Raw genomic sequence first — 20,360 nt, 5'->3', positions numbered from 1 at the left:
CCGTCATGAGCCAGAACGCCAAAGGACCTAGAACAATGAAAAAGGCATTACAGGGCGCAACCGTTGCATTGACCCTTCTCGGCGGTGGGGAGGCCGTCGCGCTGGAATGGATGAACAACAGCGCAGGGTTTCGCTACGGTCAGCACTTCACCAACCCGAATAACCCCGACGACTTCAGCAAACGCATCTACAGCTTCACCCACGCCAGCGGCTACCAGTACGGCAGCAACTACCTGAACCTTGATGTGTTTTTGTCCGACAGCAGCGACCCACGCAAGGGCACCGACCACGGTGGCAGTGAGGTCTACGCCGTGTACCGGCACCAGCTGTACGCCTCACGGGTATTGGATGTGCCGCTGGGTACTGGCCTGGTCAAGGATTACGCCTTGACCCTGGGCTTCGACGCCAACCGCAACAACAACTTCGCCTCAGCCAAAAAGCGCGCGCTGGTGATCGGCCCGACGTTGAAGTTCAACACCGTCGGCGTACTGGATTTGAGCTTGATGTACTACAAGGAAAAGAACCACACCGGCATCCCCGGCGCGAAAGAGTCGAACCACACCTTCGACGACACCTACATGCTCAACCTGACCTGGATGCGCCCGTTTGACATCGCCAACCACGCCGCGAAGTTTCAGGGGTTTATCAATTACGTCGGGGAAAAGGGCGAGGATTATCACGGCCGCGACACCGCGCCGGAAACCCTGATGCGCACGGCGCTGATGGTGGCGGTGCGGCCGGGAAAAAGCGTGAAGCCGAACCTGTATCTGGGGGTGGGTTACGAGTACTGGCATAACAAGTTCGGGGTGGATGGAGGCATGGGCACCCGTACATCCACACCGACAGTCAACCTGGAAGTCACCTTCTAACTTAAGAAACCCAGTCAACTGTGGGAGCTGGCTTGCCTGCGATGCAGACAACTCGGTACATCAGGTGCACCCAGTTGATGCCATCGCAGGCAAGCCAGCTCCCACACAAGCCCTCTCCCACATGTTTGATTGGGTTTCAGCTTCAGGCGTTTGCGAGTTCCGAATTATCTGTTTTGGGCCGCGCCAGCCAGTAACCCAGCACTGCCAGCGGCGCAGTCGCCAACATCACAATCACAGTGATCAACAGCGGCTGGTCGATCATCGACGACACCAGCAGGCTGCTCAGAAAACAAAGACCCAATTGCAGGGTGTTCTGCAACGCCGCCGCCTTGCCGGAATTTTCCGCAAAGGGCATCAGCGCATTCGCCACCACGATCGGGTAACTCGCGCCGTTGACCAACGCCATCAGGCAGAACGGAATCAACAAGGTGGTCAGGGTCGGCACCGTCAAGGTCGCAACCAGGTACAACGCGACCATGCTGATGCAATAAGCCACCAGCAACCACGGCAGCAGGGTTTTGCCCTGGTAATGCTGCAAGGCACTGCGACAGCTGTAACCGCCGACCAGAAAGGACAAGGTCGGCAACACGTAACTCAAGCCGATGTCATTCGGGCTGTAACCCATGTCGCCAAGGATGAACGGCGACGCAGTGAGCCAGGCGAAGAAGCTGGCCGAACAGGCGGCGAAGATCATCACATTGCCGGTAAACACGCGGGAGGTCAGCAACTGCCCATAGCCAAGGCGCGAAGGTTCGCCCTTCTCGGCCAGACGTTTCGGCATTTTGCGCAGGAACAACGTCGGCAACAGCAACAGCACTGACACAACCAGCAACACCGCGAAGATCGCCTGCCAGCCAAAGTGGTTCAGCACCATCGCGCCCAACAGCGGCGCCAGCGCCGGTGACAGCGACATCAGCGGCATGATGCTGGCGAACACGCGGTGGGCCTTGTCGGCCGGGTAACGGTCAATCACCAGCGCCTGCCAACTCACGGCGGCGGAACACACACCAATCGCCTGGATAAAGCGCAACGCCAACAACTGCGGCGCCGTCTCGACCCAGAACATCCCGGCGCAGCCCAGCACAAACAGGCTCAGCCCGGCGAGCAGCACCGGCTTGCGCCCCAGGCGATCGGACAACGGCCCCCACAGCAACTGCCCGAGCGCAAAGCCCGCGAGGAAAATACTCAAGCTGGCGCCGACCGCGCCCGCACTGATCTGCAACTGCTCGCCCATGGCGCCAAACGCCGGCAAGTACATGTCCATGGCCAGATAACCGAGCATGCTCAGCCCCGCCAGATACCAGGTGAAACCAAAAGAATTTTTCATTGAAGCCTTGTAAGTGCTGCCATCAAACTATTTGCTGACTGGCGCCCATTATGAAGCTGACAGGCTGTGTGTGAAGCGATAATAATTGGACACTTGAATCAAATATTTTGAAGGCAGCTGTATATGTGGTCCGAATACTCACTGGATGTGGTCGATGCCGTGGCGCGCCATGGCAGCTTCAGCGCCGCCGCCCAGGAATTGCACCGCGTGCCGTCAGCCATCAGCTATACAGTGCGCCAGCTGGAAGAATGGCTGGCGGTGCCGCTGTTTGTGCGCCGCCACCGCGATGTGGAGCTGACCCCCGCCGGCCGTCTGTTTATCGACGAGGCGCGCGGGGTAATGAAAAAAATGCTTGGCACCCGGCGCCTGTGCCAGCAGGTGGCGAATGGCTGGAGTGGCCAGTTGAAGGTCGCGGTGGACTCCATCGTCAAACCCCAGCGCTGTCGGCAACTGGTACTGGATTTTTATCGACAGTTCCCCGAGGTGGAATTGCTGCTCGAATACGAGGTATACAACGGCGTGTGGGACGCCCTGGCCGATGAGCGCACCGACATTGTGATCGGCGCCACCAGCGCGGTGCCGGTGGCCAGCCGCTTCACGTTTCGGGACATGGGCCTGCTGAACTGGCTGTGTGTGGTCAGCGCCCAGCACCCGCTGGCGAGCGTCAGCGGCTTGCTCAGTGACGACCAGCTGCGCCCTTTCGCCTCGCTGTGCATGACCGACACCTCGCGCAACCTGCCCAAGCGTGACACCTGGACCCTGGATAACCAGCGCCGTTTGGTCGTGCCTAACTGGGCCTCGGCGCTCGATTGCCTGCGCGACGGGCTGTGCGTCGGCATGGCGCCCGCCCATCAGGTATTGCCGTGGGTCGAGCGTGGCGAGCTGGTGGCACTGCAACTGAGCCGACCGTTTCCGGCCAGCCCGTCGTGTGTGGCGTGGGCACAGGATAAATTGTCGCCAGCGATGAGTTGGTTGTTGGAGTACCTGGGCGACACCGAGACCCTGAACCAGGAATGGTTGAATGGCCCGGATCTCTGAATATCACGCCGATCTAATGTGGGAGCTGGCTTGCCTGCGATAGCGGTGTGTCAGCCACTGTAGTTGGCACAGACAGTCCGCTATCGCAGGCAAGCCAGCTCCCACAGTTTGATCCGGTCTCAATCCAGGAGACGGGTGATCGCCCGCACGATCATCTCGACCTCCTTGGCATCCAGCGTCAGCGGCGGCAACAGGCGGATGATTTTGCCCCGCGTCACATTGATCAGCAGCCCCTGCTCCTGGGCCGCACGCTGGGCCAGGTCACGGTAAGGCCTGGCCAGCTCGATGCCGACCATCAAGCCCTGCCCACGAATCGCCAGCACCTGCGGGTGCTCGCTCAACTCCACCCGCAACCGCGCCAGCAGGCGCTCGCCCTGCAGCGCGGCGTTGTGCAGCAAGCCTTGTTCTTCAATGATGTCCAACACCGTGCAACCCACGCGACAGGCCAGCGGGTTACCGCCGAACGTGCTGCCATGGCTGCCTGGCGTGAACAATTGGGCCACCGCGTCACGGGCCAGGCAGGCACCGATGGGCACGCCGTTGCCGAGGCCTTTGGCCAGGGTTATCACGTCGGGCACGATGCCTTCATGCTGGAACGCAAACCAGGCGCCGGTGCGGCCGATACCGGTCTGAATTTCATCGAGCATCATCAACCAGCCGTGGCGCGTGCAGTGGTCGCGCAGCGCCTTGAGGTAACCGGGCGGCGCGGGCAGCACGCCGCTTTCACCCTGTATCGGCTCGAGCAAGACCGCCGCGATGCGCGTGCCGAATTGTTCGGTAATGGCCGCCAATGCGGCCAAGTCGCCAAAGCGCACCTTGAGAAAATCCCCCGGCAGGCGCTGGAAACCCAGGCGCACCGAAGGCCCGTCACTGGCGGCCATGGTGCCGAGGGTGCGCCCATGAAATGCGTTTTCCATCACCACCACCAGCGGCTCTTCGATGCCTTTTTTCCAACCGTGCAGCCGCGCCAGTTTCAGCGCGGTCTCGTTGGCTTCAGCGCCGGAGTTATTGAAGAACGCACGGTCCAGGCCGGATAACTGCGCCAACCGCTCGGCCAGGCGCTGCTGCCAGTCGATGCTGTAGAGGTTCGACGTGTGCAGCAACAGGCCCGCCTGCTCGCTGATCGCCGTCACCAATTTGGGGTGGGAGTGCCCGACATTGGTTACCGCCACGCCGGCCACGGCGTCGAGGTATTCACGGCCCTGCTGGTCCCACAGGCGCGTGCCCAGGCCACGGGTAAAGCTCAGGGCCATGGGTTGATAGGTGGTCATCAGGCAGGCGGCGTTCATGGTGGCTGGCTCCAGTGCATCGTTGTGATGCTGCCAGTATCGTTAGCCACCTGAGCTGGATAAACTGCGCATTCCTGCAATGACTTTGAACCAGGGCTTGATAATGGATCTGTTCCAGTCGATGTCGGTGTACGTGAAAGTGGTCGAGGCCGGCAGCATGACCGCCGCCGCGCAGGAATGCGGGATGTCGACCACCATGGTCGGCAACCACTTGCGCGCGCTGGAGCAACGGCTGGGGGTCAGCTTGCTGAAGCGCACCACACGCAAACAGAGCCTCACCGAATTTGGCGGGCAGTATTACCAGCGATGCCTGGAGGTGCTGGGGCTGGTGGCCGACTCTGAACTATTGGCAGAGCAGATCCACAGCGAAACGCCCAAAGGCAGCCTGCGCATCACCGCGCCACCGGTGTTCGGCACCGAACGCCTCACACCGGCCTTGAGCGAATTTGCCCAGCGCTACCCGCAGATCAATCTGTATGTCGAACTCAGCAATGAGCGCATGGATTTGGTCGACAGCGGCTTCGACGTTGCGATCCGCCTGGGCGAACTGGAAACCTCAAGCCTGATCGCCAGGCCCATGCAGGCCTACACCCTGACGCTCTGCGCGTCACCGGCGTACCTGGCGCGACGTGGCATTCCACAGACCCCCGACGACTTGCGCCAGCACGACTGCCTGGCGTTTGCCTACCCGGCGAACGACAACTGGCGCGACACCAGCAAACTGTGGCGCATGACCGGCGATGCAGGCGAAGTGGAGGTGCCGGTGGCCGGAGCATTGACCATCAACAGCTCACAAGGCTTGCGCCAGGCGGCCGTGAACGGCATGGGCATCATCATGCTGGCCGATGCCCTGGTTCAACCGGACCTGGAGAGCGGCAAGCTGGTGGCGTTGCTGACCACCTATCAACTGCCCAGCCGCCCCATGCACCTGCTCTACCGACAGGATCGCTACCGCTTGCCCAAACTGCGCGCCTTCGTGGATTTCGCCATGGAAAAGTGGGCGCGCTAAAAGCTCACGCCCAACTCGCGCAAACGCGCCGCAGTGCGCTCGGCCGACACATGGTGAATGCCCTGCCACCCGAGCGCTTTAGCGGCCTCGATATTGCCGGCAACGTCGTCGATAAACACCACTTCACTGGCCTGGATATCCGGCAAGTGAGCACGCACCTGGGCAAGGCTGGCGTGATAAATCGCGGGATCGGGCTTGATCAACTTCAACTCGCCGGACACGACGATATCGCGCAAGTGCTGCAGGAACGGATAGTTTGCCCGTGCGTAAGGAAAGGTTTCCGCCGACCAGTTGGTGAGCCCGAACAGCGGCATATCGGCCTTATGCAGCGCCTCGAGAATCGCCACGCCATCGGGCAACGCGCCACGCAGCATTTCGTGCCAGCGGTCGTAATAGGCCTGGATCAAGGGTTCGTGCTGCGGGTGTTGCTCGATAAGGTGGCGGGTGCCTTCGGCGAGGCTGCGGCCGGCGTCCTGTTCGGTGTTCCAGGCTTGGGTGCAGATGGTGTCGAGAAAGTGTTGCCGCTCGGCGTCGTCGGCAATCAGCTGGCGGTAAAGGTGCAGCGGGTTCCAATCGAACAGGACACCGCCAAAATCAAAAACTACTGCACGAATCGTCATCAGATCCTCCGTTAGCGTGGCTTGATAGCCCAGGGAGTCTGGCAGATTGTGAAGGCGGGTGGGAGCGCGAGGGAATGTAGGAGGGTTCGGGATTAACCCAAGGCAAATGTGGGAGCTGGACTGTGTGGAGGCTGGTTTGTGTGGGAGCTGGCTTGCCTGCGATAGCATCGCCTCGGTGTAACTGATAGACCGAGGTGACTGTATCGCAGGCAAGCCAGCGCCTACATTAAGCCAGGCTCCCACATTTTTTTTGACCGTGTTTAGGCTTGGATCAGGCCCTTGATCTTCACAGTCGGGTTCACATCCGCGTCATAGTCCACGCCATCGATTTCAAAGCCGAACAAACGCAGGAATTCTGCCTTGTAGCCGGCGAAATCGCTGATCTCGTTGACGTTGTCGTCGGTCACCTGATTCCACAGTGCAGCCACGGCGTCCTGAACCTTCGGCTCCAGCTCAGCCAGGTCGGCGCGCAGGCGGCCGTCGGCGTCCAGCTTCGGCTCGCTGCCGTACAGGCTGTCTTTGAACAGGCCGTAAACCTGCTCGATGCAACCTTCGTGGGTGCCCTGCTCTTTCATCACTTTAAACAGCAGCGACAGGTACAGCGGCATGATCGGGATGGCCGAGCTGGCCTGGGTAACCACGGCCTTGAGCACCGACACACGGGCGTCGCCCTTCAGCGCGGCGAGGTTGTCGCGCAGGGTCAGGACTTTTTTATCCAGGTCTTTCTTGGCTTCGCCGATGGAACCGTTCCAGTAAATATCCTGGGTCAGCTTCTCGCCGAGGTAGGTGAACGCAGTGGTCTTGGCGCCTTCGGCCAACACATCGGCGTCACGCAGGGCGTCGATCCACAGCTGCCAGTCTTCGCCGCCCATGACTTTCACGGTGCCGTCGATTTCTTCCTGGGTCGCAGGCTCAAGGGTGGTGTCGACCACCACGCCTTTGTCGGTGTTGATACCGCGCAGGGTCACGGCCTTGCCGATCGGCTTGAGGGTGGAGGTGTGCACCACGCCTTGCGGGTCGGTACGGCGCGGCGCGGCCAGGCTGTAAACCACCAGGTCGATCTTGCCCAGGTCTTTCTTGATGGTTTCGATGGTCAGGCGCTTGATCTCGTCAGAGAACGCGTCGCCGTTGATGCTCTTGGCGTACAGGCCTTTTTCCACGGCAAACTTCTCGAACGCCGCGCTGTTGTACCAGCCGGCGGAGCTCAGCTTGCCTTCTTCGCCTTCTTTCTCAAAAAACACGCCCAGGGTGTCGGCGCCGCAGCCAAACGCAGCACTGATGCGCGCGGCCAGGCCATAACCGGTGGAAGCGCCGAGGACCAGCACCTTCTTTGGGCCGCCTTCGATGGCGCCATGCTGGGTTACATAGTTGATCTGCTCTTTGACGTTCGCTTCACAGCCAACAGGGTGAGCGGTCACACAGATAAAGCCACGAACCCGCGGTTTGATGATCATAAAATTTCTGCCTCTTCCAAGGGGTCGACGGCCAGTGGTGGCCATTCAACTTCAATCGTACCGGTCTATGACGCGCGAAAAACCGAAGCGTCACGATAGACGTAAATCTTCTGTTTACAAAATCCAATCGGCAAAACCGCGGGCGCACCGCACCGCCTGGTTAAAAACTGTGTCCGGCTTTCACAAATTCGCAATATTTAAAACGCCCGGCACCTTGATAACCCACTATCATGGCGGGATTGTTTCGCTTTGTTTCAGGTCCGGAGCCTCGCTTCATGAGTAAAAGTGCTGTGCAAAAAAAATTGGTCTCAGTCGCCTGGGTGCTCGGCGTACTGCTGTTCATCTATTGCTTCCCACGTACCAGCCTGGTGTTTCTGCTGCTGGTGCTGTTCTGCGGCATTTATGACTTCCTGCGCAACGGCCTGTACGACCGCGACACCATCAAGAAATACTTCGTCGGCAACGGCCGCAACACCTGGATATTGGCGCCGTTCAATACCCTGTTCGACCTGTTGAGCCTGCGCAACCGCCACGTCTACACCATGCGTGACCTGCCGCCGGCCTGGCGCGAAGACCTGCAACAAGTCATCGACGACGCCATGGCCAACAAGGACGAAATCATCAGCTACCTCGACGAGCGCATGGCCGAGAAAAAGCGCGGCATGTTGTTCTTCCAATGGTACGGCCGCCCGATCGAAACCACCCTGGACATCCCGCAACTGCGCAAGAAACTGCCGTTTGTGAAGACGATCGGCGTGTCGGTGTTCAACGAAAACCGCTCCACATCCTTCCACTTCGGCCCGCTGCGCATGATGTTCCGCGTGCTCTACAACATGGCGCCGGCACCACATCACGACGGTGTCTACATCCAGGTCGGCAAGCACAAGCACTACTGGCACGATGACCCGCTGTTCATCTTCGATGACACGCTGATGCATGCCTCCTTCAACAAAAACGACGCAAAGCGTTACTGCCTGTTCATTGACATCGTGCGGCCGACCTTGCTGCCCTCGGTGCTGAATGCCGTTATTTCGGGTTTTGCCGGGCTGGTGTTTACCCTGCGTCGGGTTTTCTACAAAAACTGGAAGCTGATTCAGTAAGTTCTGCGGCATGATGGTGTTGACGGTGTTTGCGCCCTGCCCTTGCGGCGGCCAAACTAACTGTCTAGTGCGACCGAGTTCGGCGCTCACCATTCTCCAGCCATCGCCGCCCCTGGCGGCTGCGATGGCTGAGCTTTCAAGGAATCAGAATGCCCCAACGTCAAGTCATCAATGCCTCCGTCAGCCCCAAGGGTAGCCTCGAAACCCTGTCCCAACGTGAAGTCCAGCAACTGAGTGAAGCCGGTACCGGCAGCATCTACACGTTGTTCCGCCAGTGCGCCCTGGCCATCCTCAACACCGGCGCGCATATCGACAACGCCAAGACCATCCTCGACGCCTACAAAGACTTTGAAGTGCGTATCCACCAGCAAGACCGTGGCGTGCGCCTGGAACTGTTGAATGCGCCCGCCGATGCCTTCGTCGATGGCGAAATGATCGCCAGCACCCGCGAAATGCTCTTCAGCGCCCTGCGCGATATCGTCTACACCGAGAACGAGCTGGACAGCCAGCGCATCGACCTGAGCAACTCCCAGGGCATCACCGACTACGTGTTCCACCTGCTGCGCAACGCCCGTACCTTGCGCCCGGGTGTCGAGCCGAAAATCGTAGTGTGCTGGGGCGGGCACTCGATCAATACCGAAGAATACAAATACACCAAGAAGGTCGGCCACGAACTGGGCCTGCGCAGCCTCGACGTGTGCACCGGCTGCGGCCCCGGCGTGATGAAAGGCCCGATGAAAGGCGCAACCATTTCCCACGCCAAGCAACGCATTACCAACGGCCGTTACCTGGGCCTGACCGAGCCGGGCATCATCGCCGCCGAAGCGCCAAACCCCATCGTTAACGAGCTGGTGATTCTGCCGGACATCGAAAAACGCCTGGAAGCCTTTGTGCGCGTGGGCCACGGCATCATCATCTTCCCGGGCGGCGCCGGCACGGCCGAAGAGTTCCTGTACCTGCTGGGCATCCTGATGCACCCGGACAACCGCGACGTGCCGTTCCCGGTCATCCTCACCGGGCCGAAACAGGCCGCGCCGTACCTGCAACAGCTGCACGCGTTTGTGGGCGCCACCCTTGGCGAAGCGGCCCAGGCGCACTACCAGATCATCATCGACGACCCGGCCGAAGTGGCGCGCCAGATGACCGCCGGGCTCAAGGCCGTGAAGCAGTTCCGACGTGAGCGCAACGACGCGTTCCACTTCAACTGGCTGCTGAAGATCGACGAAGGCTTCCAGCGCCCATTCGACCCCACCCACGAAAACATGGCCAGCCTGCAACTGAGCCACGCGCTGCCGCCCCATGAACTGGCGGCCAACCTGCGCCGCGCGTTCTCGGGGATCGTGGCCGGTAACGTCAAGGACAAGGGCATTCGCCTGATCGAGCAGCACGGCCCGTATGAGATCCACGGCGACCCGGCGATCATGAAGCCGTTGGACGAGTTGCTGCAGGCGTTTGTCGCCCAGCACCGCATGAAGTTGCCGGGCGGCGCCGCCTATGTGCCGTGCTATCGCGTGGTGCAGTAACTAGCGCTGCACCGCCACACATTTGATTTCCACCAATAGGCCGGGGTGTGCCAGTTCGGACACCCCGATCGTGGTCCAGGCGCAATGGCCGCGTGGGAACAGGCGGTTTTTCACCTCACGGAAAACCGCCATGTGCTGGCGCATGTTCACGTGATAGGTGGTCATGTCCACCACGTCATCGAAGCTGCAACCGCCCTCCTCCAATACGTCCCTGAGGTTGTCCCAGGCCGCGATGAATTGCGCCTCGGGATCTTCGATCACAGCCAATTGCGGCGTGCGGCCGACCTGGCCTGCGCAGTAAAGAGTGTTGCCAACTTTTACCGCAGGCACGTAGCCGGCGCGTTCGACAATGGGTTGCATGGCGGCGGGAATAATGAGCTGACGTTCGGTCATAGCTTGTATCTCTTTGGGTCGCAGGCGGGCGTGTGAGCGCACAAAGTTCGAGCTAGGGTTTTACCTGTTCCCACTCATTCACACCAGCCGAGCACCCTATGGACCAACGGATCTTGTCCTTCATCAATCCTTACCTTACGGTAAGGAATATCACGATGGAGATCTTCGCTATGGCCACCGCCACACTCACCTCGAAAGGGCAAATCACTATCCCCGTGCAAGTGCGCACCGCGCTTGGCCTGGAAACCGGCGACCGGGTTGAATTTGTCGAAACGGAAGACGGCAAGTTTTCCATTATCGCCGCGAGCAAAACCGTGCAGGACCTCAAGGGGCTGATCCGCAAGCCCGCACAGGCCGTATCGATCGAAGACATGAACCGCGCCATCGCCGCGCAAGGAGCAAACGCCGGATGATCGGGCTCGATACCAATGTGCTGGTGCGCTACGTCACCCAGGATGACCCCGTGCAATCCCCCAAGGCCTCGGCGCTGATCGAGTCGCTCACCAGCGTGTCGCCGGGCTTTGTCAGCCTGGTGTCGGTGGTGGAATTGGTCTGGGTGCTGCAAAGCTGCTATCAATCGGCCAAAAGCGACGTGGTGACCGTGCTGGAAACGCTGCTGCGCACCCGTGAACTGACCGTCGAGCACGCCGAGATTATCTGGCAGGCACTGCGCCGGTTCACGGCCGGCAAAGCCGATTTCGCCGACTACCTGATCGAACGCTGCGCCCATGCAGCCGGCTGTGAATACACCGCCACCTTTGACCTTGATGCGGCAAAAGCCACGGGAATGAAGCGCCTGGCTTGAGCCGCAGCATTGCGACGAATGCCGGGCTTTGGTAAAAAACGCCACTGCCCTTGATCAAGAGTACTCACCACGTGCGCACGTTGCTGCTTGTTGCCATGGCCTTGGCGCCCACCCTCGCTTTGGCCGACACCATCACCTGGCCCGACCTGCCGAAAACCTGCTTCGTCAGCGGCCGCTCCGCGACCAGCGTGGACATCGACAGCGGCTGCGCGGCGTTTACGCTAAACGTGCAAGGCAAGCCGGCGGGTTCACCGATCAAGGTGGATGTGCCGCAGTACGCCCTGCATGTGGATGAAACCACCGGCAAAGAGACACCGGTGATCATCATCCAGGCGGAAGAACAAGGCGAGACCCAGATAGTCGGCTATCAGGAACTGGGCAGCGATCAACTCGGTGCCGCGTTGCTGCGTGAGGTCAAGCTGTTAGGTACCCAAAAGCCGAGCTAGCCGTTTTGTCGGGGGCCAGGTTCAGCGCACCCAGCCACCGCCCTGCCAGTGGTAACCGTCATTGCGCTGCACCCAGTGCGGATGCACATAACGATAACCTTCGCGCACCTGCTCCCAATGGCCGTGCACCGCTACATAGCGCCCGCCTTCCCAGCGCCAGTAACCGCGTGACCACACATAGCCATAGCGTGCCGGCGGCTCGACTTCGATCACCTGCACCGGCGGCGGCTGCGGCGCCACCACCTCGACATACTCACGTTGCACCGGCCCGCGCTCATGCACCACGCGCTCTTGTACACACCCGGACGCCGCGACGACAAACGCCGCCAATGCCGCATAACGTAGCAACATACACACCCCTCGGGCGCCAGCGCCCAACGAATACACCGGTAAAAAATGCCCCCTTGCTGCAGCCTCGCTCCTGCTTGGCTCTGGGTTATTTGTAACAGGTGCTGTCTGTCAGGTTGCTGAACCTGAGGTATTCGCACCCCAGGGCCGGTATTTGAGCGCTCAAGCAGGTCCGAATCGCCCCAGCACCGTCTCGACAAAGCGCCGCAACTTGGCCGTGCGCTGGCGGTTCGCCGTGTAGACCAGGTGCATCGAGCGGCTCGGCGCCTCAAAGCCTGGCAGCACCCGCACCAACTCGCCCTTGGCCAGTGCCGTGCGCAAGAAGTCTTCAGGGCCAAGTACGATGCCGAAACCATCCAGGGCAGCCATCATCAACGCCCGGCTTTCGTTGACCTGCAAACGGCTGGCAACCTGCACCTTGTGCACAGTGGTACCTTGGTAAAAGACCCATTCACGCTCTGCCGGGCGTGACCAGAACGCATAGCCCAGGCATTCGTGATGCTCAAGGTCTGACGGCAGCAACGGCACGCCCCGTGCGGCCAGGTAGGCAGGCGCGGCGCAGGCCACCAGGCGATAAGGTGCCAGCGGCCGCGCCGTAAGGCCGGTCGTCGCCAGGGGGCCGATGCGAAAAGCCGCTTCATAACCCTCCTCCACCAGGTCGACAAAACGGTCGGTCAGGTGCAAGTCGATTTCCACGTCCGGGTTATCACGCAAAAAACCGGTAATCAGCGGCATCAGGCTGTAGGAGCCGAACGTCACCGGGGCGGTGACCTTCAACCTGCCACGCGGGGTGTCATTCATGATCTGCGCCAGCGAATCGGCCGCCTCCGCTTCGGTCAGGATATGTTTGCAGCGCTCGTAGTACGCGCTACCCAACTCCGTCAGGCTTTGCCGGCGCGTGGTGCGGTTGAGCAAGCGGGCACCCAGATGTTGCTCCAGCGCAGTGACATGCTTGGCCACCATTTGCGGCGACAGGTTCAAGCGCTCGGCGGCGCGGGCATAAGAGCCCAACTCGGCGGCCGTGACAAACGCACTCATGCTGGTTAGACGGTCCACGATTGACTACTCCCAGTAACTACACCGAATCCAAACCGCCCATTTATCACCCAATGGTTGCCAATCATCATAGTCACTTCCCCACTTCGCAGGAGCAAGACCATGAAGATCGGCGTGATTGGAGCAGGTTTTATCGGGCGCGCCGTGGCCCAACTGGCCCTGACGGCCGGGCACGCGGTGATGCTGAGCAACTCCCGTGGCCCGCAGACCATGAGCAGCGTGCGCAGCGGCATACCCGGCGTGCAAGTGGGCAGCGCGCAGGAAGCCGCGCAGTTTGGCGACGTGGTGCTGGTGGCGATTCCCCTCGAACACTACCGCAGCGTGCCCGCGCAGTGGCTGGAAGGCAAAACGGTGCTGGACGCCAACAATTACTACCCTGAGCGCGATGGGCATATCGCGGCACTGGACCGTTTTGAAACCACCACCAGCCGCCTGTTGGCCGAGCATTTTGCCGACTCAAAGGTGGTCAAAGTTTTTAATGCGATCTTTGCCTCAGACATCAACCGCGATGCCCGCCCCCACGGCGCGCCTGACCGCCGCGCCCTGCCGGTGGCCGCCGATGATGCGACGGCAAAGGCGCAGGTGATTGCGCTGCTCGACGAGCTGGGTTTCGACGCCGTGGACGCGGGTACGCTGGATGACAGCTGGCGCTTTGAGCGGGCCAAGCCTGCGTACTGCGTGCCGCTGGATAAAGCCGGTTTAAAGGCCGCATTGGCCGCCGCCGAGCGCACGGTGGAACTGCCGCCAGCCGAACGCTCCCACACCTGAACACACGCCCACAAAAAAGCCCGCTGACCGTTACCGGTTCAGCGGGCTTTTTAACATCAGGCTTGGCTTACAGCGCCAGGTCAGACGCCGGCTTGCTCGGCTCAGCCGCAGGCTTGGCAGCCTCGGTGGCTTCGGTTGCCTTTGGAGCGTTCAGCTGCGGAATGGCAGGCGGTGGGGTCAGTTGCAGGACGCCGGCCGTGTAGGCCCACTCCTTCGCAACAGCCTCAGGGCTGTCGTTCAGCTTGGTGCCGTAGCTCGGCACGATCTGGTGCAGCTTGGCTTGCCACTCAGGGGTCGCGACCTTGTCCTTGAACACTTTTTGCAGCACGGTCAGCATGATCGGAGCCGCGGTGGACGCGCCTGGCGATGCACCCAACAGGCCGGCGATGGTGTTATCGGCGGAGCTGACCACTTCGGTGCCGAGTTTCAGGACGCCGCCCTGCTCTTCGTCACGCTTGATGATCTGCACGCGCTGGCCGGCTTGCCACAGGCGCCAGTCGGACTGCTTGGCGTTCGGGAAGTACTCTTGCAGCGCCTTGAAGCGGTCGTCATCGGACAGCATCAGTTGACCGGCAAGGTACTCAACCAGTGGGTATTCACGAATACCGACTTTGGTCATTGGCCAGATGTTGTGGGTGGTGGTGCTGGTCAGCAGGTCCAGGTACGAGCCTTCTTTGAGGAACTTGGTCGAGAAGGTTGCGAATGGGCCAAACAGAATAACGCGCTTGCCATCCAGCACGCGGGTGTCCAGGTGCGGAACCGACATCGGTGGCGCGCCAACCGAAGCCTTACCGTAGGCCTTGGCCATGTGCTGCTCGGCGATGGCCGGGTTATCGGTCACCAGGAACGAACCGCCAACCGGGAAGCCGGCGTATTCCTTGGCTTCAGGAATGCCCGACTTTTGCAGCAGGTGCAGTGCACCGCCACCCGCGCCGATGAACACGAACTTGGCGTCGGTTTCGGTCTTGGTGCCGTCTTTCAGGTTTTTGTAGCTCACACGCCACGAACCGTCGGCGTTCTTGGTGATGTCCTGCACTTCGCTCGACAGCTTCAGGTCAAACTTCGGCGTGGTTTGCAGGTGCGCGACGAACTGGCGGGTGATCTCGCCGAAGTTCACGTCGGTGCCGATCGGGGTCCAGGTGGCGGCGATCTTTTGCTTCGGATCACGGCCTTCCATCATCAATGGAACCCATTTGGCGATCTGCGCCGGGTCTTCGGAGTACTGCATGCCGGCGAACAGCGGGCTGGCTTGCAGGGCTTCGTAGCGCTTTTTCAGGAACTTGATGTTGTCATCGCCCCACACAAAGCTCATGTGCGGTGTGGAGTTGATGAACGAACGCGGGTTCTTCAGCACGCCCTGCTGCACCTGCCAGGACCAGAACTGACGGGAAATCTGGAACGCTTCGTTGATCTCGACCGCTTTCGGGATCTCAACGGTGCCGTCCTTGTTTTCCGGGGTGTAGTTCAGCTCGGCCAGGGCCGAGTGACCGGTACCGGCGTTGTTCCAGCCGTTGGAGCTTTCTTCGGCCACGCCATCAAGACGCTCGACCATCTCCATCGACCAGTCCGGCTGCAGCTCGTTGAGCCAAACACCCAGGGTCGCACTCATGATGCCGCCGCCGATCAGCAGCACATCGACTTTCTTTGCCTCTTCCGCTTGAACGGACGTGATCCCCATCGACAAAGCCAGCCCCAGCAGGGCAGTGTTTACTTTTTTAAACATCAGTAGCACCTATGATAAAACGCCATCCGCCCTACCGCCCCTGACTCTGCAGGCCGTAGGGTGGGCACACAAGGCCGACGTAGCGACCTCACTGTTTTTGTCCCTTCTGCGCTGACTTCTTATCATTATTGGCTTCAGCTACCTGGGCGACAGCCAACCGCCGGGACGTATACGGGTGTACGCACCGGGGAAAGACTAGACCAAGACGGCGCGCAGAATATCACGCTGAACCGCATTTATGCGCCGTTTGGCCAATTGACAGCGCTAAATCGCGGCTTTTAACGCGCAGGTGTCAAGCGTCACAGCCGCGACCTGGGGTCACAGGGTGTTTAATCAAACTGAACGCTCGCGCAAAACGCTGTTCTAGACACTTTCGTGGCGGCTTGCGTAGCATCGGCCACTGACCTTCGTGCACTTTTTCCTACAGAGTTACCCATGACTACCCAGCAAACACCCGGGCACGTACTGCCCGCGCGCAGCGCCGCCAAAATGGAAGCGGCCATGGCCGTGGGCGCCTTCGCGATCGGCACCGGCGAATTCGCCATCATGGGCCTGATGCCCGACATCGCCCAAAACCTGGGCTTAAGCGAACCCCAAGTCGGCCACGCCATCAGCGCCTACGCCCTCGGCGTGATGGTCGGCGCACCACTGCTGGCCATCCTCGGCGCCAAACTGCTGCGCAAACACATGCTGCTGTTGCTGATGGGCCTGTATGCCCTGGGCAACCTCGCCACCGCCTTCACCCCGACCTTCGGCTCGCTGGTGGCCTTCCGCTTTATCAGCGGCCTGCCCCACGGCGCCTACTTCGGCATCGCCGCCGTCGTCGCCTCCAGCATGGTGCCCAACGACAAACGCGCCGGCGCCGTGGCCCGCGTGATGATGGGCCTCACCCTGGCCATGCTGCTCGGCAACCCCATCGCCACCTTCCTCGGCCAACACCTGGGCTGGCGCTCGGCGTTCGCGCTGGTCAGCGCCATCGCCCTGTGTACCATCGCCCTGGTCTGGCAATTCGTCCCCGACCGCCACGACGAACCGCGCAGCGACCCGCGCAAAGAACTGCGCGCCTTCACCAAACCCCAAGTGTGGATGGCCCTGTCCATCGGCGCGATTGGCTTTGCCGGCATGTTCTGCGTGTTCAGCTACCTCGCCCCGACCATGCTCGAAGTGACCAAAGTCTCGCCCCAATGGATCCCCTTCGGCCTCGCCGCCTTTGGCGTCGGCGGCATCATCGGCAACATCGCCGGCGGCAAACTATTCGACCGCCTGCAATTTCGCGCCGTGGGCTGGATTATGGTGTGGTCGATGGCCGTGCTGATCTTCTTCACCTTCGCCGCCAGCTCGCTGTGGAGCGTACTGCTGGGCATCGGCCTGGTCGGCACCATGATTGCCATGGCCGCGCCGCTGCAAATCCGCCTCATGGACATCGCCCACGAAGCCCCAAGTTTGGCGGCAGCGTCCAACCACGCAGCGTTCAACCTCGCAAACGCGCTGGGGCCATGGTTGGGCGGAATGGCAATTACAGCGGGATATGGCTGGACCAGCACCGGCTACATCGGCGCCGCCACCGCACTCGTCGGCCTGGGCCTCTACCTCATCGCCCGCCGCATGAAAGGTGGACATTAAGTCGAAAGGAAAGAACGCAGGCCCTGACTGATTTGGCTGCGTTCTTACACATTCAGCGTCCAGACAAGTGTTCTCCAAATGGCATATCCCTGGAACGCCTAACGTTGCACTGCATACAGTCAGTTATCCAACTTTCCACGCATGGAGTGACTTTATGCAATCAACACTTGGAGTACGAATCTGTGAGGCAATGGAGCGCAGAAACCTGTCCAAACTTTACGCCGTCGCAGTCGCGCTGGACGTCACAGAAAGTGCCGTATCTCGCTGGAGAAAGAACGGCAAGATAACCGTCGGAAACATTATCGCGCTCTCTGAGTTGCTGGATGTTTCCGCCGACTGGCTGCTGTTAGGCCGCGGCACGATGGATATGCACCACACCCTCAAAGGCGCCCCTGGCCAACACGCACGTAAATTCCTGTCCACCCTGCCTGACGACGCCATTGAGCACTTGGAAAAATTCCTCGCGGCGATCAATTCACCCTGCATTTGAGCGCTGCGCAAGTCATTACCCAAAACCTTGCACGCTGCTCAACTTGAATGCGTTGAGCTATGCACAGTTCAAGATCATGTTCTAGCTGTCAACTTTCTTGATGCGCACAAGGAAACGGAAAGAGCAGTAGCGCACAAGAAAGTCCGACTTCATCCAACACTTGGAGCTAGACATGGGACAGTCAAATACGATCGAAGAGCAACAAAAGCTCAACACCAAATTCCAGGCTTACGTGGATCAAATGCGCGAGGATCTTGATAAAAGCCTGGCCACACAAACCACCCGACTGAATGAAAAAATCAAAGAGCATTACAGTAAGTACAATGACGACTCATCCATGATATCAAGCAGTTACCAGCACCTGACGACCGTCAGCGAGTGGTCGCTGGCCTCAATCAATGTGATGATCGACGCGTGCCGCAAGGCAATATTTGGCGAAAAGTTGCCCGACAATGCGAAGAAAGACACACCCACTGCTGAAGTCACTGAGGCGATTGAGGCGATGACAAACCTGGACCTGTTGATCGCTAACGCAGCGTTTGACGTCATTCAGGGGCTGCTGACCAGCGCAGGCTCAAAAACTGAAACCGGCATTACCGTAAAAACCGATAAAAAGCCGCTGGCACCCGGCATGACGTTGTTCATTACGGTGATGGAGAACTCTTATCACCGCAAAGACTTTTTGAACGACGAATCGATTGTCCAGACGCTGTTCTTATTCGACGTACGCTTCTCCATCAAAGAGGGCAAGGCGGTTACCAAGTTGAACGACTTGCTGGCGTACGAAAATCAGAAACAGTCCATGCGCAATCAATTAAAGCAAATCGACAAAGTGGTCAGCAAACTCGACCCCACTGTCGACGGCTATCTCGCCACGCTCGCCAAGTACACAGGTATCAGCGATGTTCTGAATACACGCCTGGAGGCCATCGGCAAAAAGCTGAAAGCCATCGGCACCCCTGCTAACGCCGCTGTAAATGATGCCACGCCAGCGCTCACGGCAGAGTCAGATAACTTCGACGGTGGCGCGATCGTAAAACGTGTAAAGAGAGTTTTCACTGCAGCACTGGCGAACAGTGCTTGAGTCGTTCAGCCCTGAAGGATTTAACGCCATTCAAACTCAGATTAATAAGGAATAAATCATGACTATTGTCTTTGAAATGAGTACCGATGCAGACATCCTCGCCACTCCTCTGAATGTCGACTGGCCTGCTGTGACTGCACGTCATCACTGGGCAGCGGTGCGCAACACGAACCTGAACATTGCCGGCGGCGCGGTCATTGTCGTCATTGCACACGGCACTAACGAGCATATCGGCGATGAGGGCCCGACGCTTTCCATTGAAGCGCCTGCCTTCCTGGCGACAGTACAGGGCAATATGCAAGCTGGGCAAGCACCGGGCGCCGTTTACATCTCAACCTGCGGCGAAGACATCGCCGGCTTCGCCGCAGCCGTGCGCCTGTGCGCCGAAGCCAACAAGGTGTGGGCCAACACAGCGATCTATGGCCATCACTCCGGCATCAACGGCCCGGTCCCTTCTCCAAATCCCAAGAATGTGAATTGGGTTCGAATTTACTGAGGAGGTAAAATTAACGGCAAGTTGAATACGCCAGCTGCGTAGAAACGGGCAGTGACGTAACTGGCGTTCTTTTAGCGCAACACCCAACTCGCACTATCGCCCCCCCCTGCACATCACGGTTCAATCGTCGTGCAACAACCCCGACCCATACTCCCCATAACTACTCCCCAACCCACTGCCGCCAAAATTCATCTTGGCCGCCTTGCTCGGGCTATGGTCCCCAAACGCCTGGCATCCGCCAGTAAAACAAGGGTCACCACTGCCGCCCGACGACCCCGTCGAACAAGCGCCCAACAGCAACGTGCCAGCAATCAGCGCGACTTTAACCAGGTTCGAGATCATGTTTTCGGTTCCCTGTGGGCTGGAGGCGCGGGGGTCCTCTCTTGAAGAGGATCGTAGACCTCAAAGGCGCTGGGGATTATGAAATTTTGCGCGGTGACAGCAAGGGTTCAGGTTGCCGCCTTGGGGTCAGGCGGCGGGGTTGGGGTCAGGCGGTGGCTGGGCTGGCGGCAGGCGCGACTTGTTCTTGGGCGCGGGCTACGAGCAGAGCGCTTAGGTCGATGAGTTGCTGGATGCCGAGGATGATGGCGCGGTGCGGGTCTTCGAGGTCGAAGGCCAGGGTGGCGGTTATTTGGTTGGCGGAATCGAGGTGCTCGGCGGCGTTGGCTAGGAGGGTTTCGGTGTCGATGTTGGGGCTGACGCGGAAAAGGTTGGTGGTTGCGTGGTCGGTGGGGGCAGAGTCGTCAGATGGCGGCAGATAATGGTGGATCGCTCTCTGGGCAGCCTTTTGTAGCTTGGCATCAGCGGGCGCAGCGTTTTGATCGACATGAGAGTTGCGTGATTTGTTAGGCATGGGCGAAGCTCCAAATATTTTCGGGAGTTAAAACGCCTTAGCAATA

At 59.8% G+C, this 20,360-nt stretch carries 23 protein-coding genes; 13 read left to right on the top strand and 10 right to left on the bottom strand.

The genetic code is table 11. From position 1 onward, the window contains the following. Window positions 1-35: 35 nt before the first annotated feature. Window positions 36-869 (top strand): nucleoside-binding protein, encoded by an 834-nt coding sequence (locus PSH96_RS08465; RefSeq protein ID WP_305458642.1) that lies wholly within the window; start codon window positions 36-38, stop codon window positions 867-869. A 142-nt stretch (window positions 870-1,011) separates the two neighbouring features. On the opposite strand, the gene punC is transcribed toward PSH96_RS08465, so the two are convergent. After that, window positions 1,012-2,196: a purine nucleoside transporter PunC gene (gene punC, locus PSH96_RS08460; protein WP_305458641.1), complete on the bottom strand. Its 1,185-nt coding sequence runs from the start codon at window positions 2,194-2,196 to the stop codon at window positions 1,012-1,014. Window positions 2,197-2,319: 123 nt separating this feature from the next. Here punC and punR point away from each other — a divergent pair, with 123 nt between their 5' ends. Next, on the top strand, window positions 2,320-3,234 hold the full coding sequence (punR, locus tag PSH96_RS08455; RefSeq protein WP_058422796.1) for a DNA-binding transcriptional activator PunR: 915 nt from the start codon (window positions 2,320-2,322) through the stop codon (window positions 3,232-3,234). Window positions 3,235-3,353: 119 nt separating this feature from the next. Here punR and PSH96_RS08450 read toward each other — a convergent pair whose 3' ends face one another. Further along, window positions 3,354-4,523: an aspartate aminotransferase family protein gene (locus PSH96_RS08450; RefSeq protein ID WP_305458640.1), complete on the bottom strand. Its 1,170-nt coding sequence runs from the start codon at window positions 4,521-4,523 to the stop codon at window positions 3,354-3,356. Between the two features lie 103 nt (window positions 4,524-4,626). Between PSH96_RS08450 and PSH96_RS08445 the strand changes: the two genes are divergently transcribed. Further along, window positions 4,627-5,532 carry a LysR family transcriptional regulator gene (locus PSH96_RS08445; RefSeq protein WP_305458639.1) on the top strand — a complete coding sequence of 302 codons (906 nt, stop codon included), beginning with the start codon at window positions 4,627-4,629 and terminating at the stop codon, window positions 5,530-5,532. Here the strand turns inward: PSH96_RS08445 and PSH96_RS08440 are convergent. Continuing rightward, on the bottom strand, window positions 5,529-6,152 hold the full coding sequence (locus PSH96_RS08440; protein WP_305458638.1) for an HAD family phosphatase: 624 nt from the start codon (window positions 6,150-6,152) through the stop codon (window positions 5,529-5,531). The two genes, PSH96_RS08445 and PSH96_RS08440, sit on opposite strands and share 4 nt — an antisense overlap. Before the next feature lie 260 nt (window positions 6,153-6,412). Further along, complete coding sequence (fabV, locus tag PSH96_RS08435) at window positions 6,413-7,606, bottom strand: enoyl-ACP reductase FabV (protein WP_305458637.1); 1,194 nt, start codon at window positions 7,604-7,606, stop codon at window positions 6,413-6,415. Between the two features lie 275 nt (window positions 7,607-7,881). Here fabV and PSH96_RS08430 point away from each other — a divergent pair, with 275 nt between their 5' ends. Next, entirely contained in the window at window positions 7,882-8,706 is an 825-nt protein-coding gene (locus PSH96_RS08430) for an aspartyl/asparaginyl beta-hydroxylase domain-containing protein (protein WP_017137465.1), read from the top strand. A 149-nt stretch (window positions 8,707-8,855) separates the two neighbouring features. Beyond that, window positions 8,856-10,229 carry a nucleotide 5'-monophosphate nucleosidase PpnN gene (ppnN, locus tag PSH96_RS08425; protein WP_056857250.1) on the top strand — a complete coding sequence of 458 codons (1,374 nt, stop codon included), beginning with the start codon at window positions 8,856-8,858 and terminating at the stop codon, window positions 10,227-10,229. Here ppnN and PSH96_RS08420 read toward each other — a convergent pair whose 3' ends face one another. Beyond that, window positions 10,230-10,622: a RidA family protein gene (locus PSH96_RS08420; protein WP_305458636.1), complete on the bottom strand. Its 393-nt coding sequence runs from the start codon at window positions 10,620-10,622 to the stop codon at window positions 10,230-10,232. 155 nt (window positions 10,623-10,777) lie between these two features. Between PSH96_RS08420 and PSH96_RS08415 the strand changes: the two genes are divergently transcribed. From PSH96_RS08415 to PSH96_RS08405, 3 genes are all read left to right on the top strand, one after another. After that, window positions 10,778-11,035 (top strand): AbrB/MazE/SpoVT family DNA-binding domain-containing protein, encoded by a 258-nt coding sequence (locus tag PSH96_RS08415; RefSeq protein WP_056857252.1) that lies wholly within the window; start codon window positions 10,778-10,780, stop codon window positions 11,033-11,035. After that, complete coding sequence (locus tag PSH96_RS08410) at window positions 11,032-11,427, top strand: PIN domain-containing protein (RefSeq protein ID WP_056857253.1); 396 nt, start codon at window positions 11,032-11,034, stop codon at window positions 11,425-11,427. Before PSH96_RS08415 ends, PSH96_RS08410 begins: the two co-directional genes overlap by 4 nt. Before the next feature lie 71 nt (window positions 11,428-11,498). Continuing rightward, window positions 11,499-11,873: a hypothetical protein gene (locus PSH96_RS08405; protein ID WP_305458635.1), complete on the top strand. Its 375-nt coding sequence runs from the start codon at window positions 11,499-11,501 to the stop codon at window positions 11,871-11,873. A gap of 21 nt (window positions 11,874-11,894) precedes the next feature. Here PSH96_RS08405 and PSH96_RS08400 read toward each other — a convergent pair whose 3' ends face one another. Further along, entirely contained in the window at window positions 11,895-12,224 is a 330-nt protein-coding gene (locus tag PSH96_RS08400) for a YXWGXW repeat-containing protein (RefSeq protein WP_219268022.1), read from the bottom strand. A gap of 159 nt (window positions 12,225-12,383) precedes the next feature. Further along, window positions 12,384-13,259 (bottom strand): LysR family transcriptional regulator, encoded by an 876-nt coding sequence (locus PSH96_RS08395; RefSeq protein ID WP_305460013.1) that lies wholly within the window; start codon window positions 13,257-13,259, stop codon window positions 12,384-12,386. A 120-nt stretch (window positions 13,260-13,379) separates the two neighbouring features. On the opposite strand from PSH96_RS08395, the gene PSH96_RS08390 reads away from it, so the two are divergent. Further along, window positions 13,380-14,045, top strand: coding sequence for an NADPH-dependent F420 reductase (locus tag PSH96_RS08390; RefSeq protein ID WP_305458634.1), 666 nt, complete (start codon window positions 13,380-13,382; stop codon window positions 14,043-14,045). A gap of 67 nt (window positions 14,046-14,112) precedes the next feature. Here the strand turns inward: PSH96_RS08390 and mqo are convergent, their stop codons facing one another. Next, on the bottom strand, window positions 14,113-15,768 hold the full coding sequence (mqo, locus tag PSH96_RS08385) for a malate dehydrogenase (quinone) (protein WP_056857258.1): 1,656 nt from the start codon (window positions 15,766-15,768) through the stop codon (window positions 14,113-14,115). Window positions 15,769-16,203: 435 nt separating this feature from the next. Here mqo and PSH96_RS08380 point away from each other — a divergent pair, with 435 nt between their 5' ends. The 4 genes from PSH96_RS08380 (at window position 16,204) to PSH96_RS08365 (ending at window position 19,461) form a co-directional block, all read left to right on the top strand. Continuing rightward, window positions 16,204-17,391: an MFS transporter gene (locus PSH96_RS08380; RefSeq protein WP_305458633.1), complete on the top strand. Its 1,188-nt coding sequence runs from the start codon at window positions 16,204-16,206 to the stop codon at window positions 17,389-17,391. Window positions 17,392-17,545: 154 nt separating this feature from the next. Beyond that, window positions 17,546-17,881 (top strand): helix-turn-helix domain-containing protein, encoded by a 336-nt coding sequence (locus tag PSH96_RS08375; RefSeq protein WP_305458632.1) that lies wholly within the window; start codon window positions 17,546-17,548, stop codon window positions 17,879-17,881. Window positions 17,882-18,053: 172 nt separating this feature from the next. Beyond that, window positions 18,054-18,965: a hypothetical protein gene (locus tag PSH96_RS08370; RefSeq protein WP_305458631.1), complete on the top strand. Its 912-nt coding sequence runs from the start codon at window positions 18,054-18,056 to the stop codon at window positions 18,963-18,965. 58 nt (window positions 18,966-19,023) lie between these two features. Next, window positions 19,024-19,461, top strand: coding sequence for a hypothetical protein (locus tag PSH96_RS08365; RefSeq protein WP_305458630.1), 438 nt, complete (start codon window positions 19,024-19,026; stop codon window positions 19,459-19,461). 120 nt (window positions 19,462-19,581) lie between these two features. Here PSH96_RS08365 and PSH96_RS08360 read toward each other — a convergent pair whose 3' ends face one another. Further along, window positions 19,582-19,803 carry a hypothetical protein gene (locus PSH96_RS08360; RefSeq protein WP_056857260.1) on the bottom strand — a complete coding sequence of 74 codons (222 nt, stop codon included), beginning with the start codon at window positions 19,801-19,803 and terminating at the stop codon, window positions 19,582-19,584. A gap of 145 nt (window positions 19,804-19,948) precedes the next feature. Continuing rightward, entirely contained in the window at window positions 19,949-20,314 is a 366-nt protein-coding gene (locus PSH96_RS08355) for a DUF6124 family protein (RefSeq protein WP_305458629.1), read from the bottom strand. Between the last annotated feature and the right edge of the window lie 46 nt (window positions 20,315-20,360).

This window comes from Pseudomonas sp. FP2338, assembly GCF_030687515.1.
In the GTDB taxonomy this organism is placed as follows: domain Bacteria; phylum Pseudomonadota; class Gammaproteobacteria; order Pseudomonadales; family Pseudomonadaceae; genus Aquipseudomonas; species Aquipseudomonas salomonii.
The sequence above is the reverse complement of the archived record's forward strand: the minus strand, read 5'-3'. Positions and strand labels throughout refer to the sequence as shown.